The sequence below is a fragment of the Actinoplanes subtropicus genome, from assembly GCF_000721705.1.
Classification (GTDB): domain Bacteria; phylum Actinomycetota; class Actinomycetes; order Mycobacteriales; family Micromonosporaceae; genus Actinoplanes; species Actinoplanes subtropicus.
In genome coordinates this window covers 29,507-51,860 of the sequence record NZ_JOJL01000036.1, presented here as the reverse complement: position 1 = coordinate 51,860, position 22,354 = coordinate 29,507, and the positions used below count along the sequence as shown (strand labels likewise).

Here is a 22,354-nt window from a genome sequence, read left to right as displayed (position 1 = left end):
GCTCGCACCGGGGCTGTTTTGAGCAAATACCGTGCGCGGGAACCTACAGCCGGTTCCACGCCTCGGTGAGGACCGAGCGCAGGATCCGCTCGATCTCGGCGAACTGCTCCTCCCCCGCGATCAGCGGCGGCGCCAGCTGGATCACCGGGTCGCCGCGGTCGTCGGCGCGGCAGTAGAGCCCGGCATCGAACAGCGCGTGCGACAGGAAGCCGCGCAGCAACCGCTCGGACTCGGCCTCGTTGAACGTCTCCTTGGTGGCCTTGTCCTTCACCAGCTCGATGCCGAAGAAGTAGCCGTCGCCGCGGACGTCGCCGACGATCGGCAGGTCGTAGAGGCGCTCCAGGTAGGAGCGGAACAGGTCGCTGTTCTGCCGTACGTGACCGTTGAGGTCCTCGCGCTCCATGATGTCCATGTTCGCCAGCGCCACGGCCGAGCCGACCGGGTGGCCGCCGTAGGTGATGCCGTGCGCGAACCAGTTGGTGCCGTGCAGGAACGGCTCGGCCAGCTTGTCCGAGGCGATCATCGCGCCCAGCGGGACGTACCCGGAGGTCAGGCCCTTCGCGACGGTGATGATGTCGGGCGTGTAGTGGTACTTCAGGCCGCCGAACCACTCGCCGAGCCGGCCGAAGCCGGAGATCACGTCGTCGGAGACCATCAGCACGTCGTACCGGTCGCAGATCTCCCGCACCCGCTGGAAGTAGCCGGGCGGCGGCGGGAAGCAGCCGCCCGCGTTCTGCACCGGCTCGAGGAAGACCGCGGCCACCGTGTCCGGCCCCTCGAACTCGATCGCCTCGGCGATCCGGTCGGCGGCCCAGACACCGAACTGCTCGAGGCTCATCGACTCGTCGGGGCGGCGGTAGTAGTTCGTGTTCGGCACCCGGAAGGTCGACGGCACCAGCGGCTCGAAGTCCTGCTTGAGCGCCGGGATGCCGGTGATCGACAGGGCGCCCATCGAGGTGCCGTGGTAGGCGATCGACCGGGACAGCACCTTGGTCTTGAGCGGCTTTCCGACCTTCTTGAAGTACGAGCGGGCGAGCTTCCACGCCGACTCGACCGCCTCGGACCCGCCGGTGGTGAAGAAGACCCGGTTGAGGTCGCCGGGGGTCAGGTCGGCCAGCCGGTCGGCCAGCTCGACGGCCTTGGGGTGCGCGTACGACCAGATCGGGAAGTAGGCCAGCTCACCGGCCTGCTTGGCGGCCGCCTCGGCCAGCTCCTGCCGGCCGTGGCCGGTCTGCACCACGAACAGCGCGGACAGGCCGTCGAGGTACCGCCGGCCGGCGCTGTCCCAGACGTAGCAGCCGTCGCCGCGGACGATCAGCGGGATCTCGGCCTGTTGGTAGGAGGACAGCCGGGTGAAGTGCAGCCACAGATGGTCTCGCGCGGCGCCGGACAGCTTCTCGAAGTCGGGTGACTGAAGATCAGACAAGGGGGGCTCCAGAGTCAGCGAAGGCTTGGTCGAGCAGGGTGAGCCCGCGGTCGAGCTCGTCGTCGGTGATCACCAGCGGCGGCAGCAGCCGGATCACGTTGCCGTAAGTGCCGCAGGTCAGCAGCAGCAGGCCGGACCCGTGCGCGGCCCGCGCGACGTTGCCGGTGGTGATCGCGTCCGGCTCGATGCCGCCCGGGACCACCAGCTCCAGCGCCAGCATCGCGCCGCGCCCGCGGACCTCGCCGATCTGCGGGTGCTTGGCGGCCAGCGCCTCGAGCCGGGGCCGGGCGACCGCCTCGATGTGCCGGGCCGCGGCGGCCAGATCCCGCTCGCGCATGGTCTCGATGCTGGCCAGCGCGGCGGCGCAGGCGATCGGGTTGCCGCCGTAGGTGCCGCCCAGGCCGCCCGGGTGCACCGCGTCCATGATCTCGGCGCGGCCGGTGACCGCGGCCAGCGGCAGGCCGCCGGCGATGCCCTTGGCCGTGGTGATCAGGTCGGGCTCGACGCCCTCGTGCTCGCTGGCGAACCAGGCGCCGGTGCGGCAGAACCCGGTCTGGATCTCGTCGGCGACGAACACCGCGCCGGTCCGCTTGCTCCACTCGGCGAGCGCCGGGAGGAAGCCGGGGGCCGGCACCACGAAACCGCCCTCGCCCTGGATCGGCTCGATCAGCACGGCCGCGACATTGCTCGCGCCGACATGTTTCTCGATCTGATTGATGGCGTACGCCGCGGCCTCGGCCCCGCTGCGCCCGTCGCGCAACGGGTACGACATCGGGACCCGGTAGATCTCCCCGGCGAACGGCCCGAAGCCCTGCTTGTACGGCATGACCTTGGCGGTGAGGGCCATCGTCAGGTTGGTCCGGCCGTGATAGGCGTGGTCGAACACCACGATCGCCTGGCGGCCGGTGGCGTGCCGGGCGATCTTGACAGCGTTCTCCACCGCCTCGGCGCCGGAGTTGAACAGCGCCGAGCGCTTCTCGAAGCCGCCGGGGGTGAGCGCGGCCAGCTCCTCGCAGACCGCGACGTACTGCTCGTACGGCGCGATCATGAAGCAGGTATGCGTGAACCGCTCGACCTGGTCACGGACGGCGGCGACGACCCTGGGAGCGGCGTTGCCGACGTTGGTGACCGCGATGCCGGCCGCGAAGTCGATCCACTCGCGCCCGTCCACATCGGTCATCGTGCCGCCGCCGGCGCTGCCGACATAGGACGGGATCATGCTGCTGACCCCACGCGCGACGGCCGCGCTCCGGCGCCGATGCAGTTCGGCGGAGGATGGCATAGCTCTACTCCTTCGGGCTTCAGACCCCGATCATTTCACTGATTCCGTCGTTTGCAAGAGCTGGAACAACTATTTCCGCGCTCAGGAGCCGGTACGCTCGCGCCGTGATCCGCTCTTCGTCGCCGGGCGACCGGCACCGAGGTGCTGACGGTGCGTCACCCCTTCGACACGTCGCTTGTCGGCGAGACGAGCAACGCCACCCCCGCTCAGGTCGAGGAGGCGGTCGCCGAGGTGGGGCCGGGCGGTCGGCGCTCAGATCCGGGCGGCCGTGGAGCCGCGCGTGTTGGTCCTCACCGGATCGGCCCTCTGAAGTGGCCGTTTACCGCATACCGTCGACCACCGGGGTGTTCGGGGGTAGACCCTGGGCTCTGCCCCGACCCGGCCATCGCTGCGAAGATCAGCCCTTGCGTGGTGGTTGCGGTGGGGCGGTGTCCGTCGTCCGCCGGCGGCTCCGGCTGTCGTGCCGGCGCCGGCTGCAGGACAGGAGCAGGAACTCTCCACGATCGCCCTCGGGGTCCAGACCCTGATGAGTCCGTGTTCGGTGGGCGCACCAAAGCTTCACTCTTGCCGGGGATGGGCCCCGGCACATCGCGAGATCAGTCTTTCTTTTGCTTTCTCGAGCGGAGGTTGGTGACCAGGGCGATCAGCACGCCCACCCCGAAGATGAGGGTGCCCATCACGTTGACCTGGGGTGGCAGGCCGACCCGGGTGGCGCCCCAGATCCACAGCGGGAACGTGACCGTGCTGCCCGCGGTGAAGTTGGTTACCACGAAGTCGTCGATGGACAGCGCGAACGCCAGCAGGATGCCGGAGAACACGGCCGGCAGGATGATCGGGAAGGTCACCTTCCAGAACGTCGTCCATGGGGTGGCGCCCAGGTCGGCGGCGGCCTCCTCGATCGAGCGGTCGAGGGTGACCACGCGGGCCCGCACGATCGCCGCGACGAACGAGATCGAGAACATCACGTGGGCGATCACGATCGTGGTGAAGCCGGGGCCGACGTTCAGCGAGACGAACAGCGAGAGCAGGGACGCACCCATGATCAGCTCGGGCGAGGAGATCGTGCTGAACATGATCACGTTGAGGGTGCCGGAGCCGCGGAAGCGGTAGCGGCCCAGCGCGTAGCCGATGCCGGTGCCCAGCGCCGCCGAGAGCAGGCTGGAGATCACCGCGATGATCAGCGACGTCCACAGTGCCTGGCTGAGGTCCTGGATCTCGAAGAGCTTCGCCGGGTGCCACCACTTGAGCGTGAAGCCGTCCCAGTGCTGGTTGTACCGGCCCGCCGGGTTGTTGAAGCTGAACGCGATCATCACGAAGATCGGGACGATCAGCCAGATGATCACGAGCCAGGTGTAGAGGTAGAGGAGCGTGCCGCCCTTGAGGCGCCGCCGCGGCCGGGCGGCCGGCTCCGGCGCCGGCTCGGTCCGCAGCGGCCGGTCCATGGTGCTCTGGCTCATCGGGCCGCCACCTTCATCACGTCCTCCGTGCCCAGCGCCCGGGCGTACGCGAAGATCCCGACCAGCAGCACCGCCATCAGGATGAACGAGAGCGCCGAGGCGGTCGGGTAGTCGGAGGTCTGCAGGTACTTGGATTGGATGACCTGGCCGATCATGGTGGTCGACTGGCTGCCCAGCACCTCGGAGTTGACGTAGTCCGACGCCATCGGCACGAACGACATCAGCACGCCGGCGAAGACGCCGGGCAGCGCCAGCGGCAGGATCACCTTGCGGAAGGAGAGCGCCGGGCTCGCGTACAGGTCGCGCGACGCCTCCACCACCCGCGGGTCGATCCGCTCGAGCGCCACGTAGATCGGCAGCACCATGAACGGCAGGTAGTTGTAGACCAGCCCGCCGATCACCGCCTCGGGCGTGCCGAGCAGATGGTACGAGTCGGGCAGCACGCCGATGTGCTTGAGCGGCTGCAGCACCGGCCCGTCGTCGGTGAGGATCTGCCGCCACGAGATGGTGCGCAGCACGAACGACACGAAGAACGGCAGGAGCAGCAGGAACAGGTACGTCGGCTTGCGCTTGCCGCCGTAGAAGGCGATCCAGTGCGCCACCGGGAAGGAGAGCGCGATCAGCAGGATCGTCCCGATCGCCGCGTAGATCAGCGAGCGGACCAGCTGGTCGTGATAGCCGCTGATGGCGTCGGTGTAGTTCTGCCAGTGGAACGTCAGGCGGTACCCGTACACCACGTCGCCCTGCTGCAGCGAGAGCGACAGCATCGCGATCATCGGGACCGCGAAGAACACCAGCAGCCAGAGGCCGCCCGGCAGGACCAGGAAGTACGGTGCGAGCTGTCGTTTGAGTCGGTTCATCTCAGCCCAGCACGATCGGCTCGAAGGTCTTCTGGAAGGTCTGCTGGTCGTCGACGTTGCTGAAGGACACGTAGTAGTGCAGCTTCGCGTAGACGTCGTCGGTCGGGAACACCAGCTTCGAGTCCGCGGCCGCGAGCTCGCTGGTCTTGTCGGTGCCCTTCTTCTTCGCGGCGGCGGCGCGCATCTCGGCCTGGGCCGCCGGCACCGGGCAGACGTAGCCGATGAAGTTGGCGATCGAGGCCGCGATGTCCGGCCGGTAGAAGAAGTCCATCAGGGTGATCGCGTCGAGCGGCGCCTTGGCGGTGATCGGGATCGTCATGTTGTCGGTCCAGATCGTCCCGCCCTCCTCCGGGATGACGAACTTGAAGTTCGTACCGTCGGAAAGGTTTTTCTGGAAGACGTCGCCGGACCACGCCATGGTGATCCAGACCTCGCCGTTGCCGAGCGCGTCGATGTAGCTCTGGTCGTAGTACTTGCGGACCAGCGGCTTCTGCGCCTTCAGCTCCTTGGCGGCCTTGTCCCAGTCCGACGAGGTGGACTTGTCCGGGTTGGCGCCGACCTTGAGCAGGCCGAAGTTCGCCAGCTCCTGGGTGTCGGAGAACATCCCGATCTTACCCTTGAACGCCGGGTCCCACAGGTCGGCGAGCTTGGTGATCGGCCGCTTGGTCTTGGTCTCGTCGTACGCGATGCCGGTCATCCCGGACGCCCACGGCACGCTGTACACGTTGCCCGGGTCGTACGCTTCCTTGGTGTACTGGGCGCCCGCGTTCTTGGTGAAGTTGGGCAGCTTGCTGTGGTCCAGCGGGGCCAGGAAGCCGGAGTCGCGGAACTGCGCGAACTGGATGCTGTTGGTGATGACCATCAGGTCGTAGCCGATCGACTGGCCCGCGGCCAGCTGCGGCTGCACCTTGGCGAACCAGGGCCCCATCTCCTGGATCACCTCCTTGTAGGTCACCGTGATGCCGGTTTCCTTGGTGAAGGTCGCGAGCTCGGGCTTCTTCGGGTCCATGTAGAGCGGCCAGTTGGCGAAATCGACGTGGCCGACCTTGGTCTTGCCCGTCCAGTACTTCGCCACGGCGTCCGGGGCCACGCTGGCGCCCGCGCCCGGCTTGGCCTTGCCCTGCACGCCGCAGGCGGCCAGGGTGGCGCCGAGGGCGGAGAGACCGGAGATCCGCAGCGCGTCCCGGCGGCCGATCCGGCGCTGGGTCAGGCCGCGAAGAAGGGCACCGTCGGGGAGGTTCGAGGCAGACATCAGACTCCGATCAGGTACGAGTGCTGGGGGGCCCAGGTCAGGTAGACGCGATCGCCGCGATCGGCGAGATCGTCGGCGTTCGAGGCATTTTGATCGAAGACAGTAAAGTCGGCACCCGCCGCCGTCGCCACGGTGTAGTTGGTCGAGGTTCCGTGATAAACAACCTCATTGACAAGCCCGGAGAGCACGCTCGCTCCGGTCGCCGAGACCGGCGGCACCCCGCGGTGCAGGTCGATCTTCTCGGGCCGCACCGAGACCTCGATCTTGTCGCCGGCCCGCACCGCGCTGCCGCAGGGCACCACGACCCGGTCCTGCTGGCTGTAGGTCAGCAGGGCCAGCCCGTTCTCGACCCGGTCGGCGGTGCCCTCGACGATGTTCGAGGTGCCGATGAAGCCGGCCACGAACCGGGTCGACGGCCGCTCGTAGATGTCCCGCGGCGTGCCCAGTTGCTCGATCACGCCGGCGTTCATCACCGCGATCCGGTCGGACATGGTCAGCGCCTCGCCCTGGTCGTGCGTGACGTAGACGAAGGTGATCCCGACCTCGCGCTGGATGCGCTTGAGCTCGACCTGCATCTGCTGGCGCAGCTTGAGGTCGAGGGCGCCGAGCGGCTCGTCGAGCAGCAGCGCCCGCGGCCGGTTGACCAGGGCCCGGGCCAGGGCCACGCGCTGCTGCTGGCCGCCGGACATCTCCCGGGGCGCCCGCTTCTCCATGCCGGTCAGCGAGACGATGTCGAGGATCTCGCCCACCCGGCGCTTGATCTCGTCCTTGGCGACCTTCTTGCGCTCGAGACCGAACGCCACGTTCTGGTACGTGTTCAGGTGCGGGAACAGGGCGTACGACTGGAAGACCATGTTGATGTCGCGCTTGTTCGGGGCGACCCCGGTCACGTCCTTGCCGTCCAGGTAGACCTTGCCGGCGGTCGGCTCCTCGAAGCCCGCGATCATGCGCATCGTGGTGGTCTTGCCGCAGCCCGACGGCCCGAGCAGCGAGAAGAACTCCCCCTGCGCGATCGCCAGATCCGTACGCTTGACGGCCGCGACCGACTCGCCGTGTGCCAGGTAGTTCTTGTGGACTCCCGCGAACCTGATGGCCGGGGTCCCGTCGGTCACCGTCGGTGGCCGCGATACGGCGCTCTGCTGGGGGGTGGTCATGTCGATCCTCTTCGCGGGGGGTGGAGATGGCCGGCCGGTTCGGCGGTCAGCCCAGGTTGCTCATCACGTGCTTGATCCGGGTGTACTCCTCGAACCCGTACATCGAAAGGTCCTTGCCGTAGCCGGAGTGACCGTAGCCGCCGTGCGGCATCTCCGAGACGAAGGGCAGGTGCGTGTTGATCCAGACGGCGCCGAAATCGAGCCGGCGGCTCACGCGCATGGCGCGGCCGTGGTTCTGCGTCCACACGCTCGCGCTCAGGCCGTAGCGCACGTCGTTCGCCCAGCGCACGGCGTTCTCCTCGTCGTCGAACCGCTGGACGGTGACGACCGGGCCGAAGATCTCGTCCTGGATCATCTCGTCCCGCTGGGCCAGCCCGGCGACCACGGTCGGCTCGAGGAAGTAGCCGCGGTCGCCGATCCGGTGGCCGCCGGCGACGATCTCGGCGTGCGCCGGCGTCCGCTCCAGGAAGCCCTGCACCCGGGCCAGCTGGTGGGCGTTGTTGACCGGCCCGAAGTACGCGTCGGGGTCGGCCGGCGGGCCGACCCTGGTGTTCTTCGCCGCGGCCGCGAGCGCGGCGGTGAAGTCGTCCGCGATCCCGCTCTGCACCAGCACCCGGGTCGCCGCCGTGCAGTCCTGCCCGGCGTTGAAGAAGCCCGCGCCGGCGATCGCCTCGGCGGCCGACTCGATGTCGACGTCGTCGAAGACGATCACCGGCGCCTTGCCACCGAGCTCCAGATGAGCCCGTTTCAGGTCGGCCGCCGCCGCCACGGCGACCTCCATGCCGGCCCGGGTGGAGCCGGTGATCGAGACGAGCTGCGGCGCCGGGTGCGCGACCACCGCACGGCCGGTGTCCCGGTCGCCGCAGACCACGTTGAGCACGCCGGGCGGGAGGAACTCGGCGGCGATCTCGGCGAGCAGCAGGGTGCTCACCGGGGTGGTGTCGGAGGGTTTGAGCACGACCGCGTTGCCGGCCGCGATCGCCGGCGCGAACTTCCAGACGGCCATCACCATCGGGTAGTTCCACGGCGTGACCTGCGCGCACACCCCGATCGGCTCGCGCCGCACGTACGAGGTGTGGTTGGCGAGGTACTCCCCCGCCGACTTGCCCTCGAGGACGCGCGCCGCGCCCGCGAAGAAGCGCAGTTCGTCGACCATCGGGCCGATCTCCTCGCGGCGGGTGGCCTCGACCGGCTTGCCGGTGTTGCGGACCTCCGCCGCGATCAGGTCGCCGGCCCGGGCCTCGACCGCGTCGGCGATGCGCAGCAGGGCGCGCTGCCGCTCGGCCGGGGTGGCATCCCGCCAGACCTCGAAGCCGGCCCCGGCCGCGGTCATCGCCGCGTCGACGTCGGCTGCGGAGGAGACCGGGGCGGCCAGATACGCCTCACCGGTGCTCGGATCGACGACCTCCGAGGTGACGCCGTCGACGGTGCCGGTGTAGTCGCCACCGACGAAGTTCCGCAGCTCGATCACTGATGGGCCCTCCAGTTGAGGCTTGTGACAACCCCCACTTGACAACTGGAGGGACCTTGTCACACGCAGGTGTTCTAAACAAGGGAATCCGAGGAATTTTCCCAACTCGAAACGGAATCAGGCGTTGACCGCCGATCGCAGCTACGTAATCCGGCGTCAGCCCACGTAATGCTGGTCGGCCACTTTCAGCGCCTCGTCGAGGATCGCCAGCCCCTCCCGGACCTCGTCCGCGGAGACCGTGCAGGGCGGCACCACATGCACCCGGTTGAAGTGGGTGAACGGCCAGAGACCTCGCTCTTTGCAGGCCGCGGCCACCTCGTTCATCGGCGCCGCGGCGGTCCCGGCGGCGTTGAAGGGCACCAATGGCTCGCGCGTCGCCCGGTCACGGACGAGCTCGATCGCCCAGAAGACGCCGAGGCCGCGCACCTCCCCCACGCTCGGGTGCTTCTCGGCGAGCTCGGCGAGTCCCGGCGCGATCACGTCGTCGCCGATCGCCCGGGCGTGCTCGACGATCCCCTCCTCCTTGAAGATCTCGATGGAGGCCACCGCCGAGGCGCAGGCGAGCGGATGCCCCGAGTAGGTGAGCCCGCCGGGGAACGGCCGGGTCTCATAGGTGGCGGCGATCTCGTCCGAGATGAGCACCCCGCCGAGGGGCAGATAGCCCGAGTTGACCCCCTTGGCGAAGGTGATCAGATCCGGCGTGACGCCCCAGCGGTCGATCGCGAACCACTCGCCGCACCGGCCGAAGCCCGCCATCACCTCGTCGGCGATGAACACGATGCCGAACTCGTCGCAGAGCGCCCGCACGCCGGCCAGGTAACCGGGCGGCGGCACCAGGATGCCGTTGGTGCCGACCACCGTCTCCAGCAGGACCGCGGCCACGGTGCCGGCGCCCTCGAAGACGATCGTGTCGCGCAGGTGCTTCAGGGCGCGCTCGGTCTCTTGTTCCTGGGTCTCGGCGTAGAACGGCGAGCGGTACGGGTACGGGCCCCAGAAATGCACCACGCCCACCGCGGCCGGCTCGTTGGCCCAGCGCCGCGGGTCGCCGGTGGCGGCGATCGCGGTGGTCGTCGAGCCGTGGTAGCTGCGGTAGGTGGCGAGCACCTTGTGCCGGCCGGTGTGCCCGCGGGCCAGCCGGATCGCGTTCTCGGTCGCCTCGGCGCCGCCGTTGGTGAAGAACACCTTGTTCAGCGGGCCGGGCGCGAGCTCGGCGATCAGGCGGGCCGCCTCGCCGCGCTTGTCGTTGGCGAAGGCCGGCTGGATGGTGCAGAGCTTCGCGGCCTGCTCCTGGATCGCGGCGACCAGCCTCGGGTGCTGGTGGCCGATGTTGACGTTGACCAGCTGAGACGAGAAGTCCAGATATTTCGTGTTTTCGTAGTCCCAGAAGTAGCTGCCTTTTGCTCCCGCGATCGGAAGCGGATTGATCGAGCCCTGGGCCGACCAGGAATGGAAGACGTGCGCGCGATCGTCGGCGCGGACCACAGAGTCGGACATTTCTTCCCTATCGGGTCTGGGGGAAGCCGAGGTCCACGGACGACGTGCCCGGGTCGGGCCAGCGCGAGGTGACGACCTTGGTGCGGGTGAAGAAGTGGATGCCGTCCGGCCCGTACATGTGGGTGTCGCCGAACAGCGACGCCTTCCAGCCGCCGAACGAGTAGTAGGCGACCGGCACCGGGATCGGCACGTTGACCCCGACCATGCCCGCGTTCACATCGAACTGGAACTGCCGGGCGGCGCCACCGTCCCGGGTGAAGATGGCGGTTCCGTTCCCGTATTCGTTGTCATTGATCAAAGACAGGGCTTGCGCGTACGTCTGGACCCGCACCACGCACAGCACCGGCCCGAAGATCTCGTCGGTGTAGACCGCCATCTCCGGCGTGACGTTGTCCAGCAGCGTGACCCCCAGGAAGTAGCCGGCGTCCGGCAGCTCGGCCTCGCGCCCGTCGGCCACCACGGTCGCCCCGGCCTGGGCGCCCGCGGCGATGTAGCCGGCCACCTTCTCCCGGTGCTGGGCGGTGATCAGCGGGCCCATCTGCGACTCCGGGTCGGTACCCGCGCCGATCCGCAGCTTCGGCAGCCGGGCCGCGATCGCGTCGACCAGCGGGCCGGCCACGTCGCCGACCGCCACCACGACCGAGACGGCCATGCAGCGCTCGCCGGCCGAGCCGTAGGCCGCGCTGACCGCCGCGTCCGCCGCCGCGTCGAGCTCGGCGTCCGGCAGGACGATCATGTGGTTCTTGGCGCCGCCGAGGGCCTGCACCCGCTTGCCGTGCGCGGTGCCGGTCTCGTAGATGTACTTCGCGATCGGGGTGGAGCCGACGAAGCTGACCGCCGCGATGTCCGGGTGGGTCAGGATCGCGTCGACCGCCTCCTTGTCGCCGTTGACCACGGTGAAGACGCCGTCCGGCAGGCCCGCCTCCCGCCACAGCCGGGCCAGGAAGAGGGCGGCCGACGGGTCCTTCTCGCTCGGCTTGAGCACGAACGCGTTGCCGGCCGCGATCGCCGTGGTGCACATCCACAGCGGCACCATGCCCGGGAAGTTGAACGGCGTGATGCCGGCGACCACGCCGAGCGGCTGGCGGATCGAATACACGTCCACGCCGGTCGACGCCTGCTCGCTGTAGGCGCCCTTCATCAGGTGCGGGATGCCGGTGGCGAACTCCGCGTTCTCCAGGCCGCGGGCGACCTCGCCGGCCGCGTCGGAGAGCACCTTGCCGTGCTCGCTGGTGATCACGGCGGCCAGGTCGCCGGCCCGGTCGGCGAGCAGCTCGCGGAACTTGAACAGCACCGCCGAGCGGCGGGACAGCGAGGCCTCGCGCCACGCCTTGGCGGCCTCCTTCGCCACCGCGACCGCGTGGCCCACCTCGGCGGCCGACGCGAGGTCGACCTCGCCGGTCTGCTCGCCGGTGGCCGGGTTGAAGACGGGGCCGGTGCGGCCCGAGGCGCCGGCGCTCTCGGCGCCGCCGATCCAGTGCGCGATACGAGTCATGGCCCCGAGATTACGTAACACCCCTGGACCGAACAATGCTCGGAACGTACTGTCACAAAGTGCTTTTGGCTGTCAGTGAGCTATTGGAAGAGCCGACGGCCCGTGGTCTGGCCGAGGCCGTCGGCCGAGCCGTGGGCAATGGCGCCCTCGCCCCGGGCGCCAAGCTGCCGCCGGTTCGCACGGTCGCGCGTGAGCTGCGGATGTCGCCGACCACGGTCAGCGCAGCCTGGCAGTTGCTGCGCCGGGCCGGCACCATCCAGACCGACGGACGTCGCGGCACGGTCGTCGCCACGAACCGGACGGGCGGCCCCGGCCGCTACCGGGCCGCCCTGCGCGGACGATCCGGTTTCGCCCTGGACCTGTCCACCGGCGTGCCCGACCCGGCCCTGCTGCCCGCCCTGCCGTCGCCGGCCGGCCTCTCCCCGGCCCCGAGCAGCTACCTGGACGAGCCCGTGCTGCCCGCCCTCGCCGGCCTGCTGCGCGACACCTGGCCGTTCCCGCCCGACCGCCTGGCGATCTTCGACGGCGCCATGGACGCCGTCGACCACGTCGCCACCGCCCTGCTGCGCCTGGGCGACCGCGCGATCGTGGAGAACCCCTGCTTCCCCCCGCTGCTCGACCTGCTGGACGCCCTGGGCGTGGAGGCGGTCGGCGTCGACACCGACGCGGAGGGCATGCTGCCCGCCGCCCTGGCCCCGGCCATGCAGTGCCGCCCCGCCGCCGTCTTCCTGCAGCCGCGCGCCCTCAACCCGACCGGCGCGTCGTGGTCGCCCGCCCGGCAGAGGTCGCTGGCCGCCGTGCTCGCCCGGCATCCGCACGTGTACGCCGTGGAGGACGACTCGGCCGGCGACGTCGCCACCAGCCCCCTGCTGTCGCTCGGCGCCCTGCTCCCCCGGCAGACCGTCCACGTCCGCAGCTTCTCCAAGTCGCACGGCCCCGACCTGCGGCTGGCCGCGGTCGGCGCCCCCGCCACGCTCCTCGACCCGATCCTGGAGCGGCGCCTGCTCGGCCAGGGCTGGACCAGCCGCCTCCTCCAGCAGCTGCTCCTGTCCCTGCTGACCGACCCGTCCTCGCTCGCCGCCGTCGGCCACGCCCGGGCCGAGTACGCCCGCCGCCGCTACCTGGTCATCGACGCCCTGGCCGCCGCCGGCATCCCCCTCCCCCCAGGCGACGGCCTGAACATCTGGCTCCCGGTAGCCGACGAGCAGGCCGCGCTGATCTCCCTGGCCAGCGCCGGCATAGCCGCGGCGGCCGGCACCGCCTTCACCCCGTCCGGCGGCCCCCCGCACCTGCGCGTGACGGTAGGCCTGATCACCACCGACCACGCCACGGTCGCCGCCCGCCTGGCCGAGGCCGCCCTCTCCCCCGCCCACTCCGCCCCCCGCTGACCGTTGATACTCCGCTAGCCGTCACACGACAATGTCCCCATGACCACCCCTCGTGACGCACCGCAACTGGTCAAGGAGCGATCGGGATGACGCCGTGGGACACTCGCCCCATGAACGGCCAGCCACTCGACCTGTCCCGCACCTGGACCGAGGACGAGTACCTGGCCCTGGGCGAACTCGACATCGGGACCGAGCTCGTGGACGGAAGAATTCTGGTGAGCCCCTCGCCCAGCTTTGCCCATCAAAACATCTCCCGGTACCTGGCCAACGCCCTCGAGCCGGCCGCCTGGACCGTTGGCCTGGTCCTGGCCGAAGCGGTGGACCTCCGGATCGCGGCCGGGACCATCGTGTGCCCGGACGTCATCATCGGTAAGTTCACGTGGGAGCGGGGCGCCAAGGACGCGGCCGACGCGGTTCTCGTCGTCGAGGTGACGTCACCGAGCAACGCCAACTGGGACAGATCAGGAAAGATGGAGCGCTACGCGGCCGCGCGAATCCCCTGGTATCTGCTGGCGGAGCCGGACAAGGCGGATCTCCGGGGAGTTACCCTCCGCCTCCTCCGGTTGACCGGAACGCAATACCACACCCACGCATGCGCCGGGCCGGACGAGATCCTCACCTCGGATGAGCCTTTCCCGATCAATATCCATGCCCGGAAGCTGATCAGACCGCCCGTCTGACTGGCCCAAGGCGGCCGCCTGACGGCGGCCGCCGTCAGGCGCGGATCGTCATCCGGGTGACGTGGTCGCCCTCGACCTGAAAGGTGAAATGGGACGGGACGTTGAAGCTGTCGCCGCCCACCTGGGCGGTCACCACCACGGTCACGTCGTCGATCGCGACGTGGAGGACCGTCAGATCGACCTTGACACCGATGAACTCACGGTCGGACCATCCTCTGATCTCGTCGTGGCCGGCGAACTCGCGACCCCAGTCGTCGACGACGCCGTCCGGCGGGAAGCAGGCCAGGAAGGCGTCGGTGTCGCTGGCGTCGGCGGCGTCGATCGCGGCGCGGACCGGGGCCGGCAGGTCGATCGTCATGGGCGGGTGCTCCGTGCTGGGCGGGCGTCCGCACGGACCGCAGGTCATCATTCTCTCGGTGTCGGCCGCCGGGAAAGCCCGGGCGTGTCGTGGATGTGCAATACTTCCGGCACCGCGGTCGAAAGTTTCAGGGGAGAGCCCCGCGGGAGGCGAGGAGAGACGGATGGCCACGGTCGGGCGACGAGTGACCATCGCGACCATCGCGGAGGCGGCGGGAGTGTCCGTCCCCACGGTGTCGCGAGTGCTCAACGGGCGTACGGACGTGTCTCCCGAGACGCGCGACCGGATAGAGCATCTTCTCCGCGAACACGACTACCGTCCCCGCAACTCTCGGCAACCGCTGCGGGCGGGATTGATAGACCTCGTTTTTCAGGACCTGGACAGCCCGTGGGCGGTCGAGTTGATCCGCGGCGTCGAGGAGGTCACCCACGCGGCCGGGGTCGGCACCGTGGTGTCGGCCATCCACCGGCGCACCGCCTCGACCCGCCAGTGGCTGCAGAACCTGCGCGCCCGGCAGTCCGACGGCGTGATCCTGGTGATCTCCGACGGGGCCGGCCCGATCAGCACCGAGCTGCACCGGCTCAACGTGCCGATGGTGATCATCGATCCGGCCGGCGGCGTCGCCGCGGACGTGCCGACGATCGGCGCCACGAACTGGTCCGGCGGGCGCAGCGCCACCGAGCATCTGATCTCGCTCGGCCACACCCGGATCGGCTTGGTCGAGGGCCCGAAGAACCTGCTCTGCTCGCGCGCCCGGCTGGACGGCTACCGGGCCGCCCTCGAGGAGGCCGGCCTGCGCGTCGACCGGCGGCTGATCGCGCCCGGCGCCTTCAACCACGAGTCCGGCTTCCAGGCCGGCGAGTACCTGCTCGACCTCGAGGAGCCGCCGACGGCGATCTTCGCCTCCAACGACCAGATGGCGCTGGGCCTGTACGAGGCGGCCCGCCTGCGCGGCATCCGGATCCCCGAGGAGCTGAGCGTGGTCGGCTTCGACGACCTGCCCGAGGCCCGCTGGTCGGCGCCGCCGCTGACCACCGTGCGTCAGCCGCTCGCCGACATGGGCGGGCTCGCCGCGCGGACGGTCCTGCGACTGTCCCGCGGCGAGCCCATTGAAACCCCCCGGGTGGAGCTGGCGACGGAGCTCGTGATCCGGGAGAGCACGGCCCTACTTGCCAAAACCGGCGGTAAGGCCGCTCAGTAGCTGCCGGCGCCCGATTGCGTACAGCAGGATGATCGGGAGCGTGGTGAGGGTAACCGCCGCGGCGATCGCCGGCACGTTCACCTGGAACTGGCCCTGGAAGCTGACGAGCGCCAAGGGGATGGTGCGCTTGTCGGGACTCTGGGTCAGCACCAGCGGGAGCAGGAAGCCGTTCCAGATGCCCAGGGCGTTGTAGATGGTGACCGTGACCAGCGCCGGGCGGGTCAGCGGGAACGCCAGCCGCCACAGCGTGCCCCACTCGGTGGCGCCGTCCATGCGCATCGACTCGAACAGCTCGCGCGGCACGTCCCGGATGAAGTTGGAGAGCACCAGGACCGACAGCGGAATCGCGAAGGCGATCGAGGGCAGGATGATCGCCAGCAACGTGTCGTACAGGTGCAGCCGGATGATGATCAGATAGACCGGGATGATCACCGCCTGCAGCGGGATCGCCAGGCCCATCAGGAACAGCGTGTTCATCGTCCGCAACCACCGGTTGCCGACCCCCCGGACGATCGCGTACGCCGCCATGAAGGAGATGGCGACGGCCGGGACCACCGCACCGACCGAGACGATCACGCTGTTCAGGAAGTAGTGGACGATGTCGTTCTGGAAGACCAGCTTGTAGTTGTCGAAGGTGATCTCGTGCGGCGGGAGCATCGAGTTGGTGAAGAAGTAGTTCTCCGAGGTCTTCACGCTGGTGATGACGATCCAGTAGATCGGCACCATCACGACGACCAGCCAGAGCCAGGCGAAGGTGCCGCCGAGCCAGTTGAGCCGCAGCAGCCGGCCGACGGGTGTCGTGCCCTTGCGCGCCGGCGCGGACGCGTGGATCGCGGCCACCTCAGGCCCCTTCCAGTTGGCTCTCGTCGCCACGACCGCCGAGGCGGCGCAGCAGCTGGGCCAGCAGCAGACCGACGAGGACCAGGATCACCGCGATCGCGCTCGCCGGGCCCATGAGGTTGGCCATGAAACCCTTCCGGTACATCTCGAGGGCCAGCGCCCGGGTGGAGTCACCGGGACCGCCGTTCGTGAGCACATAGATCAGGTCGAAGAACGTCAGCGAGCCGACGACCATCAGCGTCGACGAGGTGATGATCGTGTACTTGATCTGGGGAAGCGTGATGCTGAAGAACTGGCGTAGCCGCCCGGCACCGTCGATCTGCGCGGCCTCGAGCATCGAGACGGGAATCTGCCGCACCGCGCCTTGATAGATCAGCGAGTGGAACGGGACGTACTGCCAGGACACCACGAAGACCAGCACCCAGATGGCGAGTTTCGAGCTGCCGAGCCAGTCCTGATTGAGGAAGCCGACCCCCAGACCGGTGCCGAGCCCGAAGTTCGGGTCGAGCAGGGCCTTGTACGTGATCGAGATGGCCACCGAGGACAGCAGCAGGGGGATGAAGTAGAGCACCGCCAGGAACCCGCGGTAGCGCTTGAACGCCGCCAGGAACACACCGATCAGGATCGAGATCGGCGTCTGCACCAGCCACGACAAAATCATGATCTCGAAGGTGACCAACAGCGAGTGCGGCAGCTCGGGATCCTTGAGCTCCGCCTTCCAGCTGGTCAGGCCGGTGAAGTGGATGGTGCCGATGCCGTCCCAGGTGGTGAAGCTGAGGCCGAGGACGCCGAGCAGGGGGATGATCCCGAACGCGAAGAACATCAGCATGGCCGGCAACGCCATCCATGCCACCGAGCCGCTCCGCCCGCGCCCCGCTGCTGTTGGCTCCTTCACGCGGACCGCGGGCGGAGCGAGCGCCGTCATTTGCCGATGACCCCGTTCATGTTGTCGACCCACTGCTGGGGGGAGATCTGCAGCTGGAACAGCTTACTGATGTTGTCCAGGAGCGTGTCGGCCGCTGTCGGGCTCAGCGCCTGGTCCCACGACTGGGCGAAGACCTTGGCCTTGGACGCGATGGACGACATGTCCTTGAGGAACTGCGCGTCGTCGCCGGTGAACAGGCTGTCGCTGTTGGTCAGGACCGGGACGCCGCCCGACTTGACCCAGCCGGCCTTCTCCTGGTCGTCGACCAGGGTGGTGGAGAAGAACTTCTTGGCGATGTCCTGCTGCGCCGCGGTGGCCTTGGACGAGATGGACAGGTACTGCCCGGGGTTGCCGACCGTGTTGCTCGGGTCGCCCTTTCCGCCCTCCACCGGCGGGAAGTTCATCCAGCCCAGCCCGCCGGACGAGACGAACTTGCCGCCGTTGGCCTTCTGGATGCCGTACGACCAGGAGCCGTGCAGCATCATCGCGGCCTTGCCGGTGAACAGCAGCGCCTGGTCCGCGTTCTGGTCGGCGACGACCGAGGAGAAGCCCTTCTCGAAACCGCCCGCCTTCACCAAGTCCTGGATCTTGGTCAGCATGTCCAGCACCGCCGGGTCGGACCAGGCGCCGGCCTTGCCGGCGAAGACGTTGTTGAAGACATCCGAGCCGGCGGTGCGGTCGAGCAGGAACTCGAGCCACATCATGTTCGTCCAGCGGGACTGGCCGGCGAGCGAGAACGGCGCGATGTTCTTGGCCTTGAACTTCGGCACCAGCGCCATCATGTCGCCCCAGGACTGCGGCGGCTGCACGCCGACCTGGTCGAAGACCTTCTTGTTGTAGAACAGCACGATCGGCTGGACGGTCTCGATCGGCATCGCGTAGATCTTGCCGCCGACCGTGGCCGCGCCGAACGACGAGGGCAGGATCTTCTCCTTGACCGCGGCGTTCTGACCGAACCAGTCGGTCAGGTCCACGACCTGACCGCCGTCGACGTAGCTCTTGAGGCCGCCACCGCCCCAACCCCAGATCATCGTCGGGGCCTGGCCGGCGCCGATCGCCGTCTTGATCTTCTGCTTGTAGTCGTCGTTCGCGAAGAACGTCGGGGCGATCTTGGTGCTCGGGTTCGCCGCGTTGAACCGGTCGATCGCCGCCTGGCGGATCGGCTGGCCCGGCTCGCCCGAAAGTGACCAGTAGCTCGCGCTGCCGCTGCTGCCGCCGCCGCTGGTGCCGCCCTTGTTCGACGGACCCGAGCTACCACATGCCGCTAGGGCCGCGGCGCCTGCTGCGCCCGCGGCCAGTCCCAGGAAATTCCGCCGGGAGAAACTGCTATTGGTCACGCTGATCTCCGTACTCGAGTGCCGCGTCCTGCCGCGGCGAGTGGATCGTCGTGGGATGGGTTGTCGCCGTCACAAAGCCTGCAACTTTCGTGAGTCGGCCGCAAGTTAACGTGAGGTTTCGTTAACGTAGGGTTTCGGCTTGATCATGTCAAGACTCTTGCTCTGGTCGCGCTCCCACGGAGAGAGTGGACCGGAGCGCGAGCCTCTCGGCCAAGACGTGCCCGAGCGATAACTCATGCTGTAAAAATACTGAAAGTTTCGGAGCTTGTTGAGGAGTCGCGCCGTGACCGCAGAGCAGGCGAACCAGCCATGGCAGGACCCGGCGCTACCCGTGGCGGACCGCGTCGAGCTGTTGCTCGCCACGATGACCGCCGAGGAGAAAGTAGCCCAACTCGGCAGCCGGTGGGTGGGCAACGACATGCCCGCCGCCGGATCCGAGGACCTTTATACAGATCCTGAAGAAACGGTGAACGTGGCCCCCATGCAGGACGTCTTCGCGGCCTCCGGCACGGTCCCGCTGTCCGCGGCGAGCCGGCACGGCCTGGGCCAGCTGACCCGGGTGTACGGCAGCGTGCCGCGCACCGCCGCCGAGGGCGCCGCCGAGGTGATCCGCCAGCAGCGCGTCGTCCTGGAGGGCTCCCGCCTGGGCGTGCCCGCGATCGTGCACGAGGAGTGCCTGACCGGGTTCACCTCGTACGGCGCCACGGTCTACCCGGCCGCGATCGCCTGGGGCGCCACCTTCGACCCCGAGCTGGTCGAGCGGATGGCCGCCGCGATCGGCCGGGACATGGCCGCCCTCGGCATCCATCAGGGACTGTCCCCGGTGCTCGACGTGGTCCGCGACTACCGCTGGGGCCGGGTCGAGGAAACCATCGGCGAGGACCCGTACCTGGTCGCGATGCTCGGCGCCGGCTACGTGCGCGGCCTGCAGAGCGCCGGCGTGATCGCCACGCTCAAGCACTTCGCCGGGTACTCGGCGTCCCGCGGGGCCCGCAACCACGGCCCGGTGCCGATGGGCCGGCGCGAGCTGATGGACGTCATCCTGCCGACCTTCGAGACCGCCGTACGCGAGGCCGGCGCCCGCTCGGTGATGAACTCCTACTCGGACGTCGACGGCGTGCCGGCCGGCGCCGACCCGTGGCTGCTCACCGAGCTGCTGCGGGAACGGTGGGGCTTCACCGGCACCGTGGTCAGCGACTACTGGGCGGTGCCGTTCCTGGCCACCATGCACCGGATCGCCGCCGGCACCGACGACGCCGGGGCGCAGGCCCTGGCGGCCGGCATCGACGTGGAACTGCCCGACACGCTCGGCTTCGGCCCGGCCCTGATCGGCAAGGTCCCGGACGAACTGATCGATCGGGCGGTGCGCCGTCACCTCGTACACAAAATCGAACTTGGTCTTCTGGATGCGGGATGGACGCCGGAGTCATCGGTTGCCGGGGCGGGCGAGGTCGACCTGGATTCGCCGGCCAACCGCGCGCTCGCCCGGGAGATGGCGGAGAAATCGGTCGTCCTGCTGGATCCCGGATCATCGCTGCCGCTCGATCCGGCCCTGCGGAGGGTCGCGGTCGTGGGTCCGTGCGCCGATGACCCGCGTACGTTCATGGGCTGCTACGCGTTCCCCAACCACGTCCTGCCCCGCCATCCGGGGCACGGCCTGGGCATCTCGGTCCCCACGGCGGTCGACGCGCTGCGCACGGAGTTGCCCGGCGCCTCGGTGGTCCATGAGCAGGGGTGCGCGGTCACCGGCGACGACCGGTCCGGCTTCGAGGCCGCCGTCGCCGCCGCCCGGGAGGCCGACGTCTGCGTGGCGATGGTGGGCGATCTGGCCGGTTTGTTCGGGCACGGCACTTCGGGTGAGGGCTGCGACGCCGACGACCTGCGTCTGCCCGGTCTGCAGGGCGCGTTGCTGGAAGAACTCCTGGCGACCGGTACGCCGTTGGTCGTCGTCGTGGTTTCCGGCCGCCCGTACGCGCTGGGCGAGGTGGCCGGAAGAGCCGCGGCGCTGGTGCAGGCGTTCATGCCGGGCGAGGAGGGCGGCTCGGCGATCGCGGGCGTGCTCTCCGGCCGGGTGCAGCCCGGGGCCAAGCTGCCGGTGCAGATCCCGCGGACGCCCGGCGGCCAGCCCGGCACCTACCTGCAGCCGCCGCTCGGGGCCGAGAACAGCGGCGTGAGCAACCTGGACCCGACCCCGCTGTTCCCGTTCGGGCACGGGCGCTCGTACACCAGCTTCGCGGTCGACGACCTCCGGATCAGCGACGAGTCGGTGCCGACGGACGGCGAGTTCGCGGTGACCGTACGGGTGCGCAACACCGGTCCGCGGGCCGGCGACGAGGTGGTCCAGCTCTACCTGCACGACGTGCTCGCCCAGGTCACGCGGCCGGTCAAGCAGCTCACCGGGTTCTGCCGGGTGCCGCTCGAGCCGGGCGAGGCCAAGGACGTGCGGTTCCGGGTGCACACCGACCGCACGGCCTTCACCGGCCGCGACTACCGCCGGATCGTCGAGCCGGGCGAGCTGGAGATCATGGTCGGCTCCTCCAGCGCGGAACTCCCCTGCCGCGGCCGGATCGTGCTGACCGGCGCGCTCCGCGAGTGCGGCCCCGACCGGGTGCTGATCACGCCGGTCGAGGTGGAGAAGATCTGAGGCCGGGGCTTCCCGGCACCGTCCGCCGGGGAGCCCCGACTCTGCCCGTTCGGACGGCGCTTCTGCCCGATTTACCCCATGAACCGGCGTGCCGGTGCGGGCGGATGCGAGCACGCCATCCATCGACAGCGGTCCCGGTCCGGGTTTCGGGGCGGCTGTCGCGGTGTCCGTTTCCGATCAGAGCTCGAGTCCCTCGGACGGGGCGTCGTTCGGCTTCATGCCGGCTGGCGGCGGTTCGCCTCGAAGCGGCTTGGTGCACAGGACGTCGGGCACCGGCAGGTAGCCGAGCGCCTGCCAGAAGCGCAGACCCTCGGCGTTGTCCGGCATGACCATCAGGTTGACGCGCGGGCAGCCCAGCTTACGGAGGCGCGACTCCACTTCGGCGACCAGCCGGGTGGCGATGCCGGCCCGCCGGTGCGACGGGTGCACGGCCAAGGCGGAAGATCCAACCCCGGCGACCGTCGTACGTGCCCAGCACGACCCCGGCCACCGCGCCGGCCGACTCGGCCACCAGGAACAGTTCCGGGTCGCGGGCCAGTTTCGCCTCGAGTTCGGCTCGCGGGACGACGTCGCGGCCGGTCGAGGCCCACACCGCCAGCACGTCGTCGTAGTCGGACCAGGCGAACTCACGGATCTCGATCACCCGGAGCACGGTAACGGCGCGCCGCCCACCGCAGAACCGAGTTTCGCGAGTCCGCCGGCCGCGCCGGTGCGGTTGACGGGCGGGCACGCCGAAGGGCCGCCGGCCGGACACTCCAGCGGCGCCAGGGGCAACCGCCGCCACCGACCCGTGCGGGCGGGCCGTCCGGCGACGGCAGCCGACCGGCAAGCCCTGCTGAGACCGTTCACAATCGCGACCCGGCGACCGGTCGGCGCAGCACCCCGGCGGAAACCTGGCCGATACAGCATGGACACCATCCTCCACCTCCGGAAACGCTGTCAAGCAGTGCTTATTGCCCTGCGGAGCAGCATCGTTTCAATGTCACGAACCCGTAACGCCGACGTATCCGGGCCTTGACAGCACGTACAGGGCCCGTGGATGTTTGCGTTCACAATTTCGCCCCGCCAAGCGCCAACGCGGCGGTCTCAC

The 22,354-nt window shown here is 69.4% G+C and carries 19 protein-coding genes; 4 read left to right on the top strand and 15 right to left on the bottom strand.

Going from position 1 to position 22,354, the window contains the following annotated elements:
- Positions 1 to 43 precede the first annotated feature (43 nt).
- The 9 genes from IH26_RS0140285 to IH26_RS0140245 form a co-directional block, all read right to left on the bottom strand.
- Positions 44 to 1,426 (bottom strand): aspartate aminotransferase family protein, encoded by a 1,383-nt coding sequence (locus IH26_RS0140285; protein WP_211268849.1) that lies wholly within the window; start codon positions 1,424 to 1,426, stop codon positions 44 to 46.
- Positions 1,419 to 2,708, bottom strand: a complete 1,290-nt coding sequence (gene gabT / locus IH26_RS0140280; RefSeq protein ID WP_030441552.1) for a 4-aminobutyrate--2-oxoglutarate transaminase — start codon at positions 2,706 to 2,708, stop codon at positions 1,419 to 1,421. The genes IH26_RS0140285 and gabT overlap by 8 nt, the downstream gene beginning before the upstream one ends.
- 596 nt (positions 2,709 to 3,304) lie before the next feature.
- The gene (locus IH26_RS0140275; RefSeq protein ID WP_030441551.1) at positions 3,305 to 4,165 is read right to left on the bottom strand and encodes an ABC transporter permease; all 861 of its coding nucleotides are present in this window, start codon (positions 4,163 to 4,165) and stop codon (positions 3,305 to 3,307) included.
- Positions 4,162 to 5,025 (bottom strand): ABC transporter permease, encoded by an 864-nt coding sequence (locus IH26_RS0140270; RefSeq protein WP_030441550.1) that lies wholly within the window; start codon positions 5,023 to 5,025, stop codon positions 4,162 to 4,164. The genes IH26_RS0140275 and IH26_RS0140270 overlap by 4 nt, the downstream gene beginning before the upstream one ends.
- Position 5,026: 1 nt before the next feature.
- Positions 5,027 to 6,277 carry a polyamine ABC transporter substrate-binding protein gene (locus tag IH26_RS0140265; RefSeq protein WP_030441549.1) on the bottom strand — a complete coding sequence of 417 codons (1,251 nt, stop codon included), beginning with the start codon at positions 6,275 to 6,277 and terminating at the stop codon, positions 5,027 to 5,029.
- On the bottom strand, positions 6,277 to 7,431 hold the full coding sequence (locus IH26_RS0140260) for an ABC transporter ATP-binding protein (protein ID WP_030441548.1): 1,155 nt from the start codon (positions 7,429 to 7,431) through the stop codon (positions 6,277 to 6,279). Before IH26_RS0140260 ends, IH26_RS0140265 begins: the two co-directional genes overlap by 1 nt.
- A 46-nt stretch (positions 7,432 to 7,477) precedes the next feature.
- Positions 7,478 to 8,902 carry a gamma-aminobutyraldehyde dehydrogenase gene (locus tag IH26_RS0140255; RefSeq protein ID WP_030441547.1) on the bottom strand — a complete coding sequence of 475 codons (1,425 nt, stop codon included), beginning with the start codon at positions 8,900 to 8,902 and terminating at the stop codon, positions 7,478 to 7,480.
- Between the two features lie 156 nt (positions 8,903 to 9,058).
- Positions 9,059 to 10,396, bottom strand: coding sequence for an aspartate aminotransferase family protein (locus IH26_RS0140250; RefSeq protein ID WP_030441546.1), 1,338 nt, complete (start codon positions 10,394 to 10,396; stop codon positions 9,059 to 9,061).
- A gap of 7 nt (positions 10,397 to 10,403) precedes the next feature.
- Positions 10,404 to 11,891 (bottom strand): CoA-acylating methylmalonate-semialdehyde dehydrogenase, encoded by a 1,488-nt coding sequence (locus tag IH26_RS0140245; RefSeq protein WP_030441545.1) that lies wholly within the window; start codon positions 11,889 to 11,891, stop codon positions 10,404 to 10,406.
- 59 nt (positions 11,892 to 11,950) lie between these two features.
- Here IH26_RS0140245 and IH26_RS0140240 point away from each other — a divergent pair, with 59 nt between their 5' ends.
- Positions 11,951 to 13,279: an aminotransferase class I/II-fold pyridoxal phosphate-dependent enzyme gene (locus IH26_RS0140240; RefSeq protein WP_030441544.1), complete on the top strand. Its 1,329-nt coding sequence runs from the start codon at positions 11,951 to 11,953 to the stop codon at positions 13,277 to 13,279.
- Between the two features lie 110 nt (positions 13,280 to 13,389).
- Entirely contained in the window at positions 13,390 to 13,959 is a 570-nt protein-coding gene (locus IH26_RS0140235; RefSeq protein WP_030441543.1) for a Uma2 family endonuclease, read from the top strand.
- 34 nt (positions 13,960 to 13,993) lie between these two features.
- On the opposite strand, the gene IH26_RS0140230 is transcribed toward IH26_RS0140235, so the two are convergent.
- Positions 13,994 to 14,317 (bottom strand): nuclear transport factor 2 family protein, encoded by a 324-nt coding sequence (locus tag IH26_RS0140230; RefSeq protein ID WP_030441542.1) that lies wholly within the window; start codon positions 14,315 to 14,317, stop codon positions 13,994 to 13,996.
- Positions 14,318 to 14,480: 163 nt separating this feature from the next.
- On the opposite strand from IH26_RS0140230, the gene IH26_RS0140225 reads away from it, so the two are divergent.
- Positions 14,481 to 15,518, top strand: a complete 1,038-nt coding sequence (locus IH26_RS0140225; protein WP_030441541.1) for a LacI family DNA-binding transcriptional regulator — start codon at positions 14,481 to 14,483, stop codon at positions 15,516 to 15,518.
- On the opposite strand, the gene IH26_RS0140220 is transcribed toward IH26_RS0140225, so the two are convergent.
- The 3 genes from IH26_RS0140220 to IH26_RS0140210 form a co-directional block, all read right to left on the bottom strand.
- On the bottom strand, positions 15,483 to 16,358 hold the full coding sequence (locus tag IH26_RS0140220) for a carbohydrate ABC transporter permease (RefSeq protein ID WP_030441540.1): 876 nt from the start codon (positions 16,356 to 16,358) through the stop codon (positions 15,483 to 15,485). The two genes, IH26_RS0140225 and IH26_RS0140220, sit on opposite strands and share 36 nt — an antisense overlap.
- A 1-nt stretch (position 16,359) precedes the next feature.
- Positions 16,360 to 17,202: a carbohydrate ABC transporter permease gene (locus IH26_RS0140215; RefSeq protein WP_245665905.1), complete on the bottom strand. Its 843-nt coding sequence runs from the start codon at positions 17,200 to 17,202 to the stop codon at positions 16,360 to 16,362.
- A gap of 77 nt (positions 17,203 to 17,279) precedes the next feature.
- The gene (locus IH26_RS0140210; protein ID WP_030441538.1) at positions 17,280 to 18,620 is read right to left on the bottom strand and encodes an extracellular solute-binding protein; all 1,341 of its coding nucleotides are present in this window, start codon (positions 18,618 to 18,620) and stop codon (positions 17,280 to 17,282) included.
- A gap of 283 nt (positions 18,621 to 18,903) precedes the next feature.
- Between IH26_RS0140210 and IH26_RS0140205 the strand changes: the two genes are divergently transcribed.
- Complete coding sequence (locus tag IH26_RS0140205; protein WP_030441537.1) at positions 18,904 to 21,264, top strand: glycoside hydrolase family 3 N-terminal domain-containing protein; 2,361 nt, start codon at positions 18,904 to 18,906, stop codon at positions 21,262 to 21,264.
- 177 nt (positions 21,265 to 21,441) lie between these two features.
- Here IH26_RS0140205 and IH26_RS63495 read toward each other — a convergent pair whose 3' ends face one another.
- On the bottom strand, positions 21,442 to 21,693 hold the full coding sequence (locus tag IH26_RS63495) for a GNAT family N-acetyltransferase (protein ID WP_245665904.1): 252 nt from the start codon (positions 21,691 to 21,693) through the stop codon (positions 21,442 to 21,444).
- Positions 21,623 to 21,907 (bottom strand): GNAT family N-acetyltransferase, encoded by a 285-nt coding sequence (locus IH26_RS63490; RefSeq protein ID WP_245665903.1) that lies wholly within the window; start codon positions 21,905 to 21,907, stop codon positions 21,623 to 21,625. The genes IH26_RS63495 and IH26_RS63490 overlap by 71 nt, the downstream gene beginning before the upstream one ends.
- Between the last annotated feature and the right edge of the window lie 447 nt (positions 21,908 to 22,354).